The sequence below is a fragment of the Paracoccus aestuariivivens genome (genome assembly GCF_009711225.1).
GTDB lineage: Bacteria > Pseudomonadota > Alphaproteobacteria > Rhodobacterales > Rhodobacteraceae > Paracoccus > Paracoccus aestuariivivens.
The window spans coordinates 48,309-64,921 of sequence record NZ_WMIE01000019.1; the positions used below are offsets into that span (position 1 = coordinate 48,309).

Here is a 16,613-nt window from a genome sequence, read left to right on the forward strand (position 1 = left end):
GACGTCGCAATACGGGTGGACAATGCTTTGAAGGACGAACTTAGATTAGGCGGCGAGCCAGCCAGAGGCACTGGATCGACGACGCTGGCCGACAAGATTTACGACGACATATTGCACCTGATCCTGCACAAACCGCTGCCCGAGGGCAGTCGTTTGCCGACCGAAGCGCAGTTTTGCCAGATGTACGCGGTATCGCGAACCGTGGTTCGCGAGGCCCTGTCGCGGCTCAAGATCGACGGCATTGTGACGTCGCGTCGCGGTCAAGGCAGCATGGTCCTGCGGCGTCCCAATGCCGGAGTTCTGGACTACCCCGAAATCGGCAGCATCGCCACGATGCAGCGTCTGTTCGAATTCCGGCAGGTCATCGAGGCCGAGATCACCTATTTCGCCGCGACCCGTCACAACGCCGAGGAATTCGCGCGAATCCGCGCCGCGCATGATGCGGTGCAGGACGCGCTAAGTCAGGGGCATCCGGGGATCGAAGAGGACCGCTTGTTCCACCTCGCGATTGCCGAGGCGGCGCACAATGCCTTTCTGTGCTCGGCCCTTGCTTCCGCCGGGCCGCAATTCATCAAAAGCATCGAATTTGCCCGTAGCCTGTCGGGCAAGATCAGTCCTCAGCGCATTGCCAAGGTTTGCGAGGAACACGAGGCCATTGTGGAAGCAATCCAGCAGCGGGATCCCGAGGCCGCGAGGCATGCCATGAACGAGCATCTTACGCGAACACGGACCCGCGTGTTTCTTGAAGAATAATGCCCAGATTGTGGACTGGATCGGGCGGCTCCTCATCCGATCCATGTGACGCCTGACGTACCATCGCGATCTGCGTTTCGGCGAGTGTGATCACAAGCATTCTGGATTGGCATCAGGCGATCTTGGGCTCAGGCAAAACTGCCCTCGGCATTTTCGGTCCTTTCGCCGGATCGGGATCAGGGGCAATATGCCTAGCCCCTGACAAACGGAAGAAACCCGATGACCACGCTATATATCGACGCGGATGCCTGTCCCGTGAAGCTCGAGGCCGAGCGTGTGATCACACGGATGCGCTTGCCCATGATACTGGTCTGTAACGGAGGAATCCGGCCCTCGACCAATCCGTTTGTGTCGCTGCAGATCGTGCCCGAGGGGCCGGATGTCGCCGACCAGTGGATCGCAGCGCATTGCGGTATGGGCGATGTCGTCGTCACCGCCGATATTCCGTTGGCGGATCGTTGTCTGAAGGCAGGCGCACAAGTCATTCAGCCGAACGGAGAGGTGCTGACAATTACCAATATCGGCCAACGCCTGGCGACTCGCGATCTGATGCAGGATATCCGCGCAGCAAATCCCTTTCACCAAGGCAGCGGCGCGGCATTTTCAAAGGCGGACAAATCGCACTTCCTGCAATCTCTTGATCGGGTTCTGACGGCCGCTCAACGATTGCCGCAGCCATAGGTTCGCAAAAGACATTCTGGTTTCGTCGGGGTAATCGCACCGCGACGAAGCCAGCAACCGATGCGCCAGCCGCCACGCCTAGATCAGATCCGCCAGTTCTTCCGCAGCTTTTTGCAAGTCAGGGACATACCGACGCCCCGCCTCAAGCGTCAACCGCTGCATCGGGGCGTGGAACGAGACCGTTGCGCAAAATCTTCCCGAACGGTCGCGCACGGGAACCGCAATGGCGATCATTCCGGATACGAATTCCTCGCTATCGGTCGAATAACCCCGTTCACGAATGGCCGCGATCTCGGCGCGCAATGCTTCCGGATCGGTGATCGATTGCGACGTATGCGCGACCAAGCGCGCCTTGGCCAGATAGCGTAGCAGCTCGGGTTCGTGCATCTGGGCCAACGCTGCCTTACCAGCAGATGTCGCATGCAGCGGAACCCGAGAGCCGACCTTCAGCGCGATCCGTAACGGCCATTGGGTTTCGACCCGATCGACATAGATCATCGCATCGCCATCGGGAATCGACAGGTTGCATGTCTCACCCACCTTCTCGTGCAGGCGCATCAGCACCTCGCGACGCGGCAATTGATGCTGACCCGCGCGCATCACGCCCAGCATCATCTCGCGCAACTTCGGCCCGGGCAGATAGGCGCGCCCGTCAAGATGACGGCTCAGATAACCTTCCAGTTCGAGGTTCGACACCAGCCGATGGATCGTCGGCTTCGGCAGACCAAGGACGGCGTTTATCTCGGTCGCTGTGATTGGGCGCGCCTCGGTCGCAACCACTTCCAGAATATGCAGATTTCTCAAACTGGGCGCGGCAGGGCTGGGGTCGCTACTTTGGTCCATCGGCTCACATGCTTTGATCTGGAAACGCCATTCTAGCCCGAGTGCCGCGCCGCTCCAACCACAAGACCGACAAACGGAAAATTGAGTTTTGAGACTAATGGTATCAAAAATACTTTGACTCGGATCGGTAAGCTAATGCAGCATCCCCCTATCAGCGTGCGAGGAGGCGCGCCGATCCACACAAAAATTGCACGAAGACCAACATCGCACGGGAGGGCGTCATGTCGGATCTGAGCATGGGTGCCTTTGGCACCTCCACACGTGAAAGCAATGTTAAGAAGGTCGTCTTCGCCAGCCTCGTTGGCTCGACGATCGAATGGTACGACTTCTTCCTATACGGAGTCGTCGCAGGGATTGTATTCAACAAGCTCTACTTTCCATCGGATAACGAGACCGTCTCGATCCTGATGGCCTATGCCACCTTCGCGGTCGGTTTTGTCGCCCGCCCCTTGGGCGGATTGGTGTTCGGTCATTTCGGCGACAGGATCGGCCGCAAGACCATGCTGATCATCACGCTATTGCTGATGGGCGGCGCGACCGTGGCGATCGGCCTGTTGCCGACCTATGACAGCATCGGCATCGCCGCGCCGATCATCCTGCTGATCCTGCGCATCCTACAGGGCATCGGGATCGGCGGTGAATGGGGCGGGGCCGTCCTGATGGCCTACGAGTTCGCACCCGAGAAGAAGCGCGGCTTCTACGCCTCGATCCCACAGATCGGGTTGTCACTGGGGCTGTTCATGGCCTCGGGCGTGATGGCGTTGCTGACGATGCTGCCCGAGGATGCATTCCTGACATGGGGGTGGCGTTCGGCCTTTATCGCCTCGATCGTGCTTGTGCTGCTGGGGACATGGATCCGCAGCAATATCGGCGAAAGCCCGGAATTCGAGAAAGCCAAAGCCGAATCCCGCGCCCGCGACCAAGGCCTGCCCTTTACCGACATGATGAAGCGCTACCCCGAAAATGTCCTGCTGGGCATGGGTGCGCGCTATATCGACGGGGTGTTCTTCAACATCTTCGCCGTGTTCTCGATCGTCTATCTGACCAAGTATGTCGGGCTGGAGCGCACCTTTGCGCTATGGACGGTCTGCGCCGCAGCCGTCGTGATGATCTTCTGCATCCCGTTCTTCGGGCGACTGTCCGACAAGATTGGACGACCCAAGACCTATGCCATGGGCGCGTTCCTGCTGGTTCTCAGCGTGTTTCCGGCCTTTGCCCTGATGTCGTCAGGCAATCCGGGACTGATCGTGCTGGGGATCGTGCTGCCGTTCGGGGTCATCTACCCGATCTGCTACGGCCCCGAGGCGGCGCTGTTTGCCGATCTTTTCGACGCCAGCGTCCGCTATACCGGCGTGTCCTTTGTCTATCAGTTCTCGGGCATCTTCGCCTCGGGGATCACACCGATGATCGCGACCTACCTTATGGCTGCGAACGGGAACGACCCGTTCTGGCTGTGCTGCTACGTCGTCTTTGCCGGTCTGGTCTCGATGGTCTGCGCGATCTTGATTGGTCGGCGGCAGGCGCGCGGTCAGTAACCCTAGCAATCGCGGCGTCCCCTGCGGGGCGTCGCAAACCGGACAATCACTCTGAGCGGACGTAGTGTCCGAAAGGATCTGATATGACCCAGGCATTCGAGGTCGCCGATTATGTCGTGGTTGGCGCAGGCTCTGCAGGCTGCGTCGTGGCAAACCGGCTAAGCGCCGATCCCGCGATCCGCGTCACGCTGCTGGAAGCCGGCCGGCGCGACAGCAGCCCGTGGATCCACATTCCGGTTGGCTATTTCCGCACCATGCACAATCCCGATTTCGACTGGTGCTATTCGACCGAGCCAGATCCTGGCATCGCAGGCCGCTCGATCCACTGGCCACGTGGCAAGGTGCTGGGGGGCTCGTCCTCGCTCAACGGGTTGCTTTACGTCCGGGGCCAGCGGCAGGACTACGACCATTGGGCCCAGATGGGCAATCGCGGCTGGTCATGGAGCGAGGTCGGCCCGATTTTCGAAGAACTCGAAACATTCCAGCGCGGCGAAGGCGAAGGGCGCGGCACCGAAGGCGCGCTACAGGTTTCGGACCCGCGCCTGCGCCGCCGCATCTGCGAATTATGGATCGAAGCTGCCAAGGCCCAAGGCATTCCCTATAATCCCGATTACAACGGCGCGGTTCAGGACGGCGTCGGGCATTTCCAGCTGACGGTCGACAAGGGGCGGCGCTGCTCCTCGGCCAAGGCATTCCTGACCCCGATCCGCGACAGGCAGAACCTGCAAATCGTGACCGAAGCGCAGGTAATGCGCGTCGTGATCGAAAACGGTCGCGCCATCGGGGTCGAGATCGCCCGCCCCGACGGCAACCGCCAGATCATCCGCGCCGCGCGCGAGGTTATCCTGTGCGCCGGAGCCATCGGCTCGCCGCAACTGCTGATGTTGTCAGGCGTGGGCGATGCGCAGCACCTGACCGCGCATGGCATCCGAGTTGCCCGCCATTCGCCCGAGGTTGGCCGCAACCTTCAGGACCATCTGCAAGCTCGTCTGGTCTTCAAATGCCGCGAGGCGACACTGAACGACGAGGTGCGTAGCATCTTCAACAAGGCCCGCATCGGGCTCGAATATGCGCTGTTCCGCACCGGTCCGATGACCATGGCGGCCAGCCTTGTCTTCGGCTTCCTGCGTACCCGCCCCGATCTTGCGACGCCTGACATCCAGTTCCACATCCAGCCGTGGTCGGCGGACAGCCCCGGCGAAGGGGTCCATCCCTTCTCGGCCTTTACCCAATCGGTTTGCCAGCTTCGCCCCGAAAGCCGTGGCACGATCACGCTGCGTTCGGCGGACGCGCGCGACGCCCCTCTGATCCAGCCGAACTATCTGTCCGCCCGTACCGATTGCGACACCATCGTCGCGGGGATCGAGATCGCCCGCCAGATCGCCCGAACCGCCCCGTTGCGCGAGGCCATCTCGCAGGAATTCCGCCCCGCCCCCGACGTGCAGGGCTATGACGAAACACTCGACTGGGCGCGGCAGAACTCGACGACGATCTACCACCCGACCAGCACTTGCCGAATGGGCGACGATGACCGTTCGGTCGTCGATCCGCGCCTGCAGGTCCGTGGCATCGACGGGTTGCGGATCGCCGACTGCTCGATCATGCCCGAAATCGTGTCGGGCAACACCAACGCGCCCGCCATGATGATCGGGGCCAAGCTGGCCCGCATGGTGATCGAGGACCGCGCGGCCAGCCAAAGCAGCCACGCGATCAGCAGTTCCTTGGACAAGGTTGCCTGAAATCAGCCGCGCCCGCGATAGGGCGGAACCCCCTGATCGGGAATCCAGACGCCTTCGGGCATCGCGCCGGTTTGCCAGAACACGTCGATGGGAATGCCTCCGCGCGGATACCAGTAACCGCCGATCCGCAGCCAGCGCGGCGCGAGGAAATCAGCCAGACGCCGCGCAATCGAGATGGTGCAATCCTCGTGGAAAGCGCCGTGATTGCGGAACGAACCAAGGAACAGCTTCAGCGATTTCGATTCCACCAGCCAATCGCCCGGCACATAGTCGATCACCAGATGCGCGAAATCGGGCTGGCCCGTCATCGGACAAAGCGAGGTGAATTCGGGCGCCGTAAAACGCACGTTATAGGACACATCGGCCTGCGGGTTCGCAACGCGTTCAAGAACGGCCGCTTCAGGACTTTGCGGCAGTTCTGTCGTACCACCCAATTGCTTGAGATTGCTATAGATCGTTTCGGTCATGATCGTCCTTTCGCGCTTAGACACCGCGCCTGTTGCCCCAGATCAGCACATGCAGCTGCGGCAGGATTCTAGGGGTCAGCCAGCCCGCGCCGACGGTCGCGTCAACCAGCCAAAGCATCCGGTCCGCCAAGGATTGCGGATCGACCGGCAGGTCCGGATCGGTCTCGGGGTTGCCGGGTTGCAGATACAAGGCCAAGTCGGGATAGCGCGTCGAGGCCTCCCGCGCCCATGCCAGATCGTGGTCGTCAAAGATCACGATCTTCATGATCCGCGGCGCGTCTTTCGCTGCGGCAAGGCAGGCGTCGAACGCGCTCCAGTCGGTTTCCTGCCCGCTGGACGGAGGTTTGGGCGACAGGACCAGCAATGCCAGATCCGCGAACCAATCCCGCGCGACCGAGCCTTGCGTCTCGCAGGCGAAGCGATAGCCTTGGGCCCGCCCCAACGCGATCACACCGGAAAAATCCTGAATCGCCGGATTGCCGCCCGAGATCGACACCATCAGGGGCTGGTCCCCCGACAGGCGGGCAACTTCAGCCATGATCTGCTGCGCATCCATCACCGCCCAGTCATGGCGATACCGGCTGTCGACCGCATGCAAGCTGTCACACCAGCTGCAACGATAATCGCAGCCGCCGGTGCGGATGAATACGGTGGGCTGGCCGATCAGCGCGCCTTCGCCCTGAATTGTCGGGCCAAAAATCTCGGCGATACGCAGGATCATGGCCGATACTCGGCCCACGTCTTGGGCGTCTCGGACACCTTCACCGCTGTGACTTCGGCCCAGCGTTCGCGACACCAGTCAAAGAAATGCCGCGCCATGTTCTCGGCGGTCGATGGCACGTTCAGCACCTCGTTCAGATGACGGTGATCGAAACGGTCGTCGATGTAATGCTTGAGTTCGGCCAATTCGTGATAATCGCGGACGAAGCCGTCAGCGTTCAGATCGGCTGCCGCCAGTTCCACCACGACAATGTAATTATGGCCGTGCAACCTCGCGCATTGATGACCGGCGGGCAGATGCGTCAGTTGATGCGAGGCCGAGAAGTGGAATTCCTTCGAAATACGGTACATCAGGCCACCTCACCCCGCGCGGCAATCGCCTCGCGCCAGAAATCCGGATCGGCATAGGGGGTCGGGTCCGGCACGCCCGCCAGATCAAAGGCCTCGCGACGCTCGACACAGGTTCCGCACCGGCCGCAATGCAGGTCTCCGCCCTTGTAACAGGACCACGTTTCGGCAAATGGAGTACCCGCCTTTGCCCCCTCGGCCACGATATCGGCCTTGGATTTGCGGACAAAGGGGACATGCAGCGCGACCTTGGCGTAGCCCTCCAGTGCGGCCGACTGCATTGCCGCGAATGCGTCGGTGAAACCGGGGCGACAATCGGGATAGATGAAGTGATCGCCGCCATGCACCGCCGTCGCAACCGCATCGTCACCTTGGGCGGCAGCCACGCCAAAGGCAATCGTCAGCATGATCGCGTTACGATTGGGAACCACGGTGATGCGCATGGTTTCCTCGGCATAATGGCCATCGGGAACCTCAAGATCATCGGTCAGCGCCGAGCCGGTCAGCGCCGCCCCGATTGTTCGCATATCGATCAGATGGAACGGCACACCCAGCCGTTCCGCCGTGCGCGCGGCAAAATCCAGCTCCTTGCGGTGCCTTTGTCCGTAGTCGAACGAGATGATGCGGGAGAGCGCGTTCTCCGTCGCCAGAATATGGGCAAGCGAAACGGAATCGAGTCCGCCTGAGCAGACAACAGCAGTTTTCATTCTAGAACCCTTGTTTTGATAACCGGGTAGGCTGCGACCGGTGTCGGGCCTCATAAGCGGTTGCGGCGGCAGGTGCAACCGCCCGTTTTCCACGGTTATCAACGTGGGGGTCGCGGAAAAGAAAAAGGCCGGCTGCCCGATCACGAGCCACCGGCCAGAAGCCCCAAGCGGGCAAATCAGCCAGCCAATGCGGTTCCGTCATTCGCGCGCCGTCTAGCGCTGGCCTGCGCGATCATCGCGCAAACCAAAAGCTGCGACATGTGATAGATCAGGATCGGCAGCACCGTGGCCCCGACCGTCGCAGCCGGAAACAGCGCCGTGGCAATCGGCAGACCGCTGGCCAGACTTTTCGTCGAGCCGCAGAAAAACAGCACCGCGCGGTCTTCATAGGGCAGCCCGAACAACCGCCCCGCACCCAGCATCAGACCAAAGACCAGCGCCAGAAAGATCCAGACTACGACCATCAGAACGATCAGCGTTTGCGGCGGGATCGAGGCCCATAGCCCCGAAACCGTACCGGCGCTGAAGGCCGAGTAAACGATCAGCAAGATCGAACCTCGGTCCACGGTCAGGGTCAAAGTCCGATGGCGCTTGACGAATTCACCCACGACCGGCCGCAACAACTGGCCAATGACGAATGGTAGAAGGATCTGGATGCCGATCTTGACGACAGCGTCCATACTGACGCCGCCGCCGCCCTGATGCAGCATCACCGCCACCAGCGCAGGCGTCAGCGCGACCCCGATCAGATTCGACAGCGATGCGGCACAGATTGCAGCGGGAACGTTTCCCCCAGCCATCGAAGTAAACGCTATCGAGGATTGCACCGTCGAGGGCAGCACCGCAAGGAACAGCAGCCCCAGCGTGACCTGCGCCCCCAACACGCCGCCAAAGATCGCGGTAAGCAGCAGCCCCAGCAGCGGAAACAGCAGATAGGTCGCCCCGAAAGTCAGACCTTGCAACCGCCAGTTCAGCAGACCCGCCCGCACCGAGGCAGGGTCGAGCTTTGCGCCGTATAGAAAGAACAGCAGCGCCACCGCCCAATAGGTCACCCCCTTCAGGATAACCGCCGCGACGCCCTGCGCGGGCAGGATCACCCCCAGCAGGACAGTGCCGATCAACATCAGCATATAGTTGTCGATGCCAATCCGTTTCAGGAAACCCATCTTCTCACTCCGGCCTCAGAATCCCAGCGCCATGCCGTCTTTACGGCTATCCGATCCGCCTTCGAGCAGGCCGTCGCCGATGCGGATCGCCTGCGCCCCTCCGATGGGCGCATCGAGAACGCGTACGGTATGGCCCCGAGCCTCGAGTTCGGTGCGGGTCTGGGGCGGGATCGTTTTCTCGAGGTCCAGCATACCACCAAAGGCGAAACTGCGCGGCTGGTCGATGGCTTCCTGCACGCCCATGCCACGGTCAATCACGCCGGACAGGAAAGCGGCGTGACCGGCCGCCTGATAATGTCCGCCCATCACGCCAAAAGGCATCACGACCCGACCGTTCTGCGTCACCATGCCGGGAATGATCGTATGCATCGGGCGTTTCCGCGGTCCGATGGCATTCGGATGCCCCTCGATCAACCGGAACGACGAGCCGCGGCTGTGGAACAACACGCCCGTCGCCGGATCAAGCCGACCCGAGCCAAACCCGTTGAAGATCGAATTGATAAAAGACAAAGCGTTGCCATGCGCATCGACCACGCAAAGATAGATCGTATCCTTATGCTCGGGCTCGTCCCACAATGCCGGAGGCTGCGCCTGCGTCATGTCGATGCGGGCGCGCAATGTCTCGATCACGGCATCCGACAGCAGTTCCTCGGCCAGACCAGCACAAACCGAGGCATCGCCGATCAACGCATCGCGATGGTGATAGGCAAGTTTCGTGGCCTCGGCATGCAGGTGGATGCGATCCGCCTCCGAAAGCGAGGCCATGTCAAAGCCTTCCAGAATGCGCAGGATGACAAGCGCGGCCAAACCCTGTCCGTTCGGCGGACATTCATGGATGTCATAGCCCCGATAATTCGCGTGGATCGGAGTGACCCATTCCGCCTCGTCGCAGCCCGCCGCGAAGTCGACTTCGGTGTGCAAGCCACCGAGGCTGCGCAGATGCGCGACCATATGTGAGGCCGTTTCTCCGGTATAAAACCCCTTCGCTCCCGATTTCGCGATCTCGCGCAGGCGCGCCGCCAGCAGCGGCTGGGCATGGCGCTCGCCTGTGACCGGCGGACGCCCGTCAGGCAGGAACACCTTGGCGGCATGGACATCGCCGGCGACCAGATCCTTGGCTCCCTCCCAGTCCTGCGCCACGCGCGGAGTCACGGGATAGCCGTTTTCGGCATAGCCGACGGCACGGGAAAACAATTGTTCAAGCGGCTGCGATCCGTATTCGCCATGCAGCTTGCACCACGCCGAGACGGCTCCGGGAACCGTTATCGCATGCGGGCTGTTTGGCGGAATATCGTCCTGCAGACCAGCCGCCCTGAGCGCCGCGACCGTCGCGGCCTCCGGCGCACGGCCGGAGCCGTTCAGCGCCCGAACCTGCCCCCCCGCTGGCGCATAAAGCGCAAAGCAATCGCCACCGATTCCGGTCATCAGCGGATCGACGACCGATTGCACCGCAACCGCCGCGATGGCGGCATCGACCGCATTCCCGCCAGATTGGAGAACCTCAAGACCCGCCGAAGTCGCCAAGGGATGCGACGTCGCGATCATCGCCTGACCCGCGTAGGTCGAGGGACGCCGCCCTGAAAGAAAATCAAAGCCCATGTGGTCTCCGGCTATTTTCGTCTGGTGTGCTTGTCGGCATATGTATACATATTGACGTCGTAAGTATACACATTAATCGGGATGCCGTGTCGATGAGCGAACGTTCTGCCGATCACATCCACGCCCTGCTGTCCGAACGCATCATTTCGGGCGGATTGCGACCCGGCGCCCCCTTGGCCGAAGCGGCCATCGCCGCTGAATTCGGTGTTTCGCGCACTCCGGTCCGCGAGGCGTTGCACCGTCTTTCGACCGAGGGCCTGATCGAGCGCGGTGCGCGGCGCGCCTTTATCGTGCGCCGGATGGGAGTCGCCGATCTGGCCGAGTTGTTCGAAGCCCTTGGCGAGATCGAGGCGACCTGCGCCGGTCTGGCTGCCCGTCGCATGACCGAGATCGAGATCAGCGCCCTTGCCACCATTCTGACGGATGACGCCAACGATTACGCCCGATTGAACTCGCGCTTTCATGCGGCTTTACGGGCAGGCGCGCGCAATCAGGTACTGACGTCGCTTGCCACGGACCTTGAACGCCGCAGCTTGCCTTGGCGCGACGCCAGTTTCCGCATCCGCAGCGACCGCATCGACCGGTCACGCGAAGAACATGACGATATCCTGCGGGCGATCACGGCGCGTGACGGTGAACGCGCAGCAGCCCTGATGCGAACGCATATGGCGCGGTCGTTGCATGCGATTTCGGAACTACTTGCCAAGGACTGAACCGCGCAGCGTCACGACATAGTCCTCTAACTATCCAAGACAGCGCCACCCTCATCTAAGGCATTCACAAACCCCGCGGTCGCCGTTCATCCGTGCAATCACCAAGCAATGCGATCCCGCTTGACGATTCGCGCGGTACGCACCAATGATGCATACGAATGCATTGCTCTGCATAGCTGCATGCATCGCTTAGGGAGGAAGACATGAACCGCATTATTTCGGTGGCTGCTGGCCTAGCTTTGGCCTGCGGCGCCTTGGCCGGCCCTTTGGCCGCGCAGGATTATCCCAGCAAACCCGTCACCCTGATCGTTCCGTTCCCGCCAGGTGGGGCCAGCGACACGATCGGCCGCGTCACCAGCCAGACCATGCAACCGGGTTTCGGCGAATCCATCGTCGTCGAGAACAAGCCGGGCGCGAACGGCGCGCTGGGGGCCGCCTCGGTCGCGCGCAGCGCGCCGGACGGATACACCCTGATCGCGGCTTCGATCGGCACTTTCGGGATCAATCCGGCCCTGCGCTCGGATCTGGAATACGACCCGCGCAAGGATCTCGAGATGCTGACCATCGCCGTTCGCACACCGAACGCGCTGGTGACCCGTCCGGGACTGGGCGCCAAGACCGTCGAGGAACTCGTCGCCAAGCTCAAGGCCGAGCCGGATACCCTGACCTTCGCCTCGTCCGGCACCGGATCGTCGGACCACCTGACGGCGGAACTGTTCTGGCAGGTCAGCGAAACTACGGGTATCCACGTTCCCTATAAAGGCGGCGGGCCTGCCCAGACCGACATCATGGGCGGTCATGCCGACGTATCGTTCCAGAACCTTGGCAATATCGCGAACTATGTCCGCGAAGGAAAAATGGAGCTTCTGGCCATCACCGCCGACGAACGTTCGCCCGATTTTCCCGACATCCCCACGATGAAGGAACTGGGCTATGACGGCCTGGAGGTCTATTCGTGGCAGGCCTTCGCAGCGCCGAAGGGCCTTCCCCCCGAGGTCAAGGCGAAGCTGTCCGAAGGGCTGACCTCGGCGCTGAAAACCCCCGCCGTGACCGAGCAATTCGCCAAGATGGGCTTTACCGTCGTCGCCAATGACCCCGCCGCAGCCGATGCCTTCGTGGCTGACGAGATCGGTCGCTGGTCCAAGGTGATCAAGGACGGCAACATCCAGCCCGAGCAGTGAACCCGTCCCATGCCGCCCGAAATCGGGCGGCATGGTCCGTTCATTCGCACCTCATCGGGGGGAACATGACTTCGAATTTCCAAAGCAAAGATTTCTGGGCCGGAAGCGTCTATGTCGCGATTGGCCTTGCCGCGCTGGTCATCGCGCAGGACTACAAAATGGGAACCGCTGCGCGCATGGGCGCGGGCTATTTTCCGACCGTGTTAAGCGGCATTCTGATCCTGATCGGCCTCGCGTCGATCCTGCGGTCCTTCACGTCCAAGGGCGAGGCCGTCGGGCGCATCCAGTTGCGGCCCTTGATCCTTGTCGTCGGCTCGACCCTTATTTTCGCGGCCAGCGTCCGCTTTCTGGGCACGCTGATCGCCGTGCCGCTGATGTGCCTTCTGGCGGCCTCGGCCAGCAGGTTGTTCCGCATTTCCCTGCCTGCGCTTGGCGCATTGGCTCTGCTGACCGCTTTCTGCGTCCTTGTCTTCCAAATGGGGCTGGGCGTCCCGCTGCCGATCCTTGGCAGCCTGTTCGGAGCCTGAGCCATGGAACTGATTTCAAATCTGGGGTTGGGTTTCGCCACCGCCTTCAGCTTCTGGAACCTCGCCTACTGCCTGATCGGTGTGTTTCTGGGAACCGCCATCGGCGTTCTGCCCGGGTTGGGGCCGGTCGCGACCATCGCGATGCTGCTGCCTGTCACCTTCGGTCTGTCCCCCGAAACCGCGATGATCATGCTCGCGGGAATTTTCTACGGCGCGCAATATGGCGGCTCGACCACGGCGATCCTTGTAAACCTGCCCGGAGAATCCTCGAGCGTGGTCACGGCACTGGACGGCTACCAGATGGCGCGGCAGGGTCATGCGGGCAAGGCATTGGCCACGGCGGCCATCGGGTCATTCATCGCGGGCACGATTGCGACCGTCGTTATCGCATTCATCGCTCCGGCCCTGTCCAATATCGCGCTGGCCTTTGGACCGCGTGAGTATTTCTCGCTGATGGTGCTGGGGCTGGTCGCCTCGGTCGTGCTGGCCAGCGGATCGCTTCTGCACGCGATCGGCATGATCGTGCTGGGCCTGCTTCTGGGCCTGATCGGCACCGATGTGAACTCCGGCACCTTGCGCTACACCTTTGGCCGTTTCGAACTGGCCGACGGGATCAGTTTCGTCGTCGTCGCGATGGGCATGTTCGGCATCGGCGAAATCCTTGTGAACCTTGAAAACGAGACCACGCGCACCATGCTGTCGCGCAAGGTCGAAGGGCTGATGCCGACCCGCGCCGATCTGCGCCGGATCATGGCCCCCGTGGCACGAGGAACCACCATCGGCTCGGTCCTTGGCATCCTGCCCGGCGGCGGAGCCATGCTGGCCTCGTTCGCGGCTTATGCATTGGAGAAAAAGGTCTCGCGCCAGCCCGAACGCTTCGGTCACGGTGCTATCGAGGGCGTGGCAGGACCGGAATCGGCCAATAACGCCGCGGCCCAGACCTCGTTCATTCCGATGTTGACGCTGGGCATCCCGTCGAACCCCACGATGGCCCTGATGATCGGGGCGCTCATCATGCAAGGCATCCAGCCGGGCCCCTCGGTGATCTCGGAGCAACCCGCGCTGTTCTGGGGGCTGATCGTGTCGATGTGGATCGGCAACGTCATGCTGCTGGTCCTGAACCTGCCGCTGATCGGGCTATGGGTCCGGATGATCGGGATTCCCTATCACTTCCTGTATCCCTGCATCGTCTTCTTCTGCGTCATCGGCGTGTTCAGCATCAACAACGCGACCTTCGACATCTGGTTGATGGCCCTGTTCGGCGTGGCGGGCTATGTCCTGCGCAAGCTGGATTGCGAACCCGCGCCGCTGTTGCTGGGCTTCGTGCTAGGTCCCATGCTGGAAGAACATCTGCGACGCGCCATGCTGATATCAAAGGGCGACCCGACGGGCTTCTTCACCAGTCCGATCAGTGCGGGGCTGCTGTTCGTGGCTGCGGCGCTGTTGATCAGCATCCTGCTTCCCGCGATCCGCAACAAGCGCGAGGAAGCCTTCCAGGAGGAAGAGTAATCCTTCGGGCGGGCTTGCAGTCAGGCCCGCCCTTGGCGAAAAGTCTCTGCAAACCAGAGGCGCAACATGAGCAAGAACGACCCGACCCCGCGTGTGGCGCCGAACGCCTCGTCCCAAAAGGTGACGATGGCCTCGATCGCGCGCCTTGCGGGGGTGACGCAGCCGACGGTCTCGCGGGCGTTCAACCACCCCGAGATGCTGCAACCCGAGACGCTGGCCCGCATCATGGAAGCGGTGCGCCAAACCGGCTATGTTCCCAACATGGTCGCAAGCAGTCTGGTGTCACGCAAAACCCATCTGCTGGCCGCCATCGTCCCCATGCTCAGCAATGTGGTTTATACGTCCTTCTTGCGGGTATTCTCGGCGCGGGCGCGGGATGCCGGCTATCAGACCATGGTGTTCGAAAGCGGCTTTTCCACCGAGGAAGAGGAACGTCTGGTCGAAATGGCTCTGGCCAGACGGCCTGACGGAATCCTGCTGACCGGCGTTTCGCATTCGAAAATCTGCCGCCTGCGCCTGAAATCCGCCGCCATTCCCGTGGCCGAGGTCTGGGATCTGCACGACAACCCGATCGACTTCTGTGTGGGTTTTTCGCACAGCAAAGGCACGCAGCATGTCGCCGATTACCTGCTTTGCAAGGGATATCGGCGTTTCGCCGTTATCTCGGCCAATGACGAACGCGCGCTGTCGCGCGAAGGCATCTTCGGCGCGGCGATCTCGGCGGCGGGATTGCCCGCGGCCCTTTGTCACCACCTGCCCGGACCCGCCAGCATCGGCGAAGGGCGCAAGGCGTTTGCATCCTTGCTGGCGCAGGGTTTCGATAAAGGGGCGATATTCTGCAGCTCGGACCTGATCGCGCATGGCGTTCTGGTCGAGGCCTCGGTCCGCGCCATCGACGTGCCCGGTCAGATCGCAGTCATGGGCTTTGGCGATCAGGATTTCGCGGCCCAGATCGTGCCGCCCCTGACCACGCTCAATATCGACCGCGCCCTGATGGGAGACGAGGCGGCGCGGCTGCTCATCGACCGGATCGAGGGTCGCGAGCCCGAAAATCGCGTCGTCGATCTGGGCTTCCGCATCGTCGAACGCGCGACGGTCTGATCCGGCGACTTTCCGCCCGTCCGGATTTTGACCCGACGGAACTTGCAACCATTCCGTGGTCGCGGGGTTGGAACAGCTCGAACCGGACCTTTTCCGGATCCGGAATGACTGAACAGCGACCAACAGATGCCGAAGACCACCATGAGCCGCGCAAAACAGCCGCCGCATTTTTCGCGTAGGGTGCGCTGGCACGTCCCGCCTGCCCCGCGCGACTGACCCATTTCCGGTCACCGGTCCGCCCCGGCCCAGCCTTCGCAGACCAACCGCATTTCCCAAGATCCCAAGAATTTTCGATCAGGATATCCAAATCATGAACGCCATTGCCAGCACCAGCGATTTCCGGCCGCTTCAATCGTTCCGTCCCGATACCCTCACCAACCCATGCAGCCGCAGGCAATGCGCCCTGCGCCGCGATATCCTGAAACATCTGACCCGTCGCCATTATTCGGATGTGCTGGAGGTCGGCTGCGCTACCGGCCTTCTAAGCCGCGAATTGACCCGCCGCGCCGACCGCTTCCTAGGGGTGGATTGCTCCGAGGGCGCGGTCCTGCACGCGCGCGAACAGCTTGCCGGAATTTCCCATGCCCGCGTCCGGCAAGGAACTGTGCCGCATTGCTGGCCCAAGCGGAGTTTCGATCTTATCGTGCTGGGGGGCGTGCTGCATCACTTCACGCCGACAGATATCCGCCGCATGGCCGCTAATTGCTCGCAGGCGCTGGCACCGCACGGTGAAATCGTCCTGATCAGCGATCCCTTGACCAACAGCACGCGCCTGAAAGGCGAGAAGGCCTCGCGCGACTTCATCCGCCATATGCAAAGGCATCGCGACTTCGCCCTTGCCGAACATGACGCCAGCACGCCGCATCTGCACTTCACGATGCAGGCCTAATCCCACATCCCCTTAGACCCGATGATCGGGAGGTGAGCTGACTGGGTTGGCGGCCTCTCCCGCGGCATTCTCCGTTCGAGGGTTGCACCAGGTCGGCTGGTGCCGAGCCTCAAGAATGGGGGAGAGACCGAATGC

The 16,613-nt window shown here is 61.8% G+C and carries 17 protein-coding genes; 10 read left to right on the forward strand and 7 right to left on the reverse strand.

Annotated features, from left to right (window positions below):
* Positions 1 to 27 precede the first annotated feature (27 nt).
* Entirely contained in the window at positions 28 to 753 is a 726-nt protein-coding gene (locus GL286_RS18605; RefSeq protein WP_155097077.1) for a FadR/GntR family transcriptional regulator, read from the forward strand.
* Positions 754 to 972: 219 nt separating this feature from the next.
* A complete protein-coding gene (locus GL286_RS18610; protein ID WP_155097078.1) occupies positions 973 to 1,434 on the forward strand; it encodes a YaiI/YqxD family protein in 462 nt (153 codons plus the stop codon).
* Positions 1,435 to 1,512: 78 nt separating this feature from the next.
* On the opposite strand, the gene GL286_RS18615 is transcribed toward GL286_RS18610, so the two are convergent.
* A complete protein-coding gene (locus GL286_RS18615; protein WP_155097079.1) occupies positions 1,513 to 2,277 on the reverse strand; it encodes an IclR family transcriptional regulator in 765 nt (254 codons plus the stop codon).
* A 221-nt stretch (positions 2,278 to 2,498) separates the two neighbouring features.
* Between GL286_RS18615 and GL286_RS18620 the strand changes: the two genes are divergently transcribed.
* Positions 2,499 to 3,812, forward strand: a complete 1,314-nt coding sequence (locus GL286_RS18620) for an MFS transporter (RefSeq protein WP_211596420.1) — start codon at positions 2,499 to 2,501, stop codon at positions 3,810 to 3,812.
* An 83-nt stretch (positions 3,813 to 3,895) separates the two neighbouring features.
* On the forward strand, positions 3,896 to 5,551 hold the full coding sequence (locus tag GL286_RS18625; RefSeq protein ID WP_155097080.1) for a GMC family oxidoreductase: 1,656 nt from the start codon (positions 3,896 to 3,898) through the stop codon (positions 5,549 to 5,551).
* A gap of 2 nt (positions 5,552 to 5,553) precedes the next feature.
* Here the strand turns inward: GL286_RS18625 and queF are convergent, their stop codons facing one another.
* The 6 genes from queF to GL286_RS18655 all read right to left on the reverse strand — a co-directional run bounded on the left by queF (position 5,554) and on the right by GL286_RS18655 (position 10,558).
* Entirely contained in the window at positions 5,554 to 6,018 is a 465-nt protein-coding gene (gene queF / locus GL286_RS18630; RefSeq protein ID WP_155097081.1) for a preQ(1) synthase, read from the reverse strand.
* Between the two features lie 16 nt (positions 6,019 to 6,034).
* Complete coding sequence (queE, locus tag GL286_RS18635) at positions 6,035 to 6,739, reverse strand: 7-carboxy-7-deazaguanine synthase QueE (protein WP_155097082.1); 705 nt, start codon at positions 6,737 to 6,739, stop codon at positions 6,035 to 6,037.
* Complete coding sequence (gene queD / locus GL286_RS18640; protein WP_155097083.1) at positions 6,736 to 7,089, reverse strand: 6-carboxytetrahydropterin synthase QueD; 354 nt, start codon at positions 7,087 to 7,089, stop codon at positions 6,736 to 6,738. The genes queE and queD overlap by 4 nt, the downstream gene beginning before the upstream one ends.
* Complete coding sequence (queC, locus tag GL286_RS18645) at positions 7,089 to 7,793, reverse strand: 7-cyano-7-deazaguanine synthase QueC (RefSeq protein WP_155097084.1); 705 nt, start codon at positions 7,791 to 7,793, stop codon at positions 7,089 to 7,091. The genes queD and queC overlap by 1 nt, the downstream gene beginning before the upstream one ends.
* A gap of 176 nt (positions 7,794 to 7,969) precedes the next feature.
* On the reverse strand, positions 7,970 to 8,959 hold the full coding sequence (locus GL286_RS18650) for a bile acid:sodium symporter family protein (protein ID WP_155097085.1): 990 nt from the start codon (positions 8,957 to 8,959) through the stop codon (positions 7,970 to 7,972).
* Positions 8,960 to 8,974: 15 nt separating this feature from the next.
* On the reverse strand, positions 8,975 to 10,558 hold the full coding sequence (locus GL286_RS18655) for a gamma-glutamyltransferase family protein (RefSeq protein WP_155097086.1): 1,584 nt from the start codon (positions 10,556 to 10,558) through the stop codon (positions 8,975 to 8,977).
* Between the two features lie 92 nt (positions 10,559 to 10,650).
* On the opposite strand from GL286_RS18655, the gene GL286_RS18660 reads away from it, so the two are divergent.
* From GL286_RS18660 to GL286_RS18685, 6 genes are all read left to right on the forward strand, one after another.
* Positions 10,651 to 11,271, forward strand: a complete 621-nt coding sequence (locus GL286_RS18660; RefSeq protein WP_155097087.1) for a GntR family transcriptional regulator — start codon at positions 10,651 to 10,653, stop codon at positions 11,269 to 11,271.
* Positions 11,272 to 11,474: 203 nt separating this feature from the next.
* Entirely contained in the window at positions 11,475 to 12,452 is a 978-nt protein-coding gene (locus tag GL286_RS18665) for a Bug family tripartite tricarboxylate transporter substrate binding protein (protein WP_155097088.1), read from the forward strand.
* A 65-nt stretch (positions 12,453 to 12,517) separates the two neighbouring features.
* A complete protein-coding gene (locus tag GL286_RS18670; RefSeq protein ID WP_155097089.1) occupies positions 12,518 to 12,979 on the forward strand; it encodes a tripartite tricarboxylate transporter TctB family protein in 462 nt (153 codons plus the stop codon).
* Between the two features lie 3 nt (positions 12,980 to 12,982).
* The gene (locus GL286_RS18675) at positions 12,983 to 14,488 is read left to right on the forward strand and encodes a tripartite tricarboxylate transporter permease (protein ID WP_155097090.1); all 1,506 of its coding nucleotides are present in this window, start codon (positions 12,983 to 12,985) and stop codon (positions 14,486 to 14,488) included.
* A 66-nt stretch (positions 14,489 to 14,554) separates the two neighbouring features.
* Positions 14,555 to 15,589, forward strand: a complete 1,035-nt coding sequence (locus GL286_RS18680) for a LacI family DNA-binding transcriptional regulator (RefSeq protein ID WP_211596421.1) — start codon at positions 14,555 to 14,557, stop codon at positions 15,587 to 15,589.
* Positions 15,590 to 15,899: 310 nt separating this feature from the next.
* Complete coding sequence (locus GL286_RS18685) at positions 15,900 to 16,478, forward strand: class I SAM-dependent methyltransferase (RefSeq protein WP_155097091.1); 579 nt, start codon at positions 15,900 to 15,902, stop codon at positions 16,476 to 16,478.
* Positions 16,479 to 16,613: the final 135 nt, after the last annotated feature.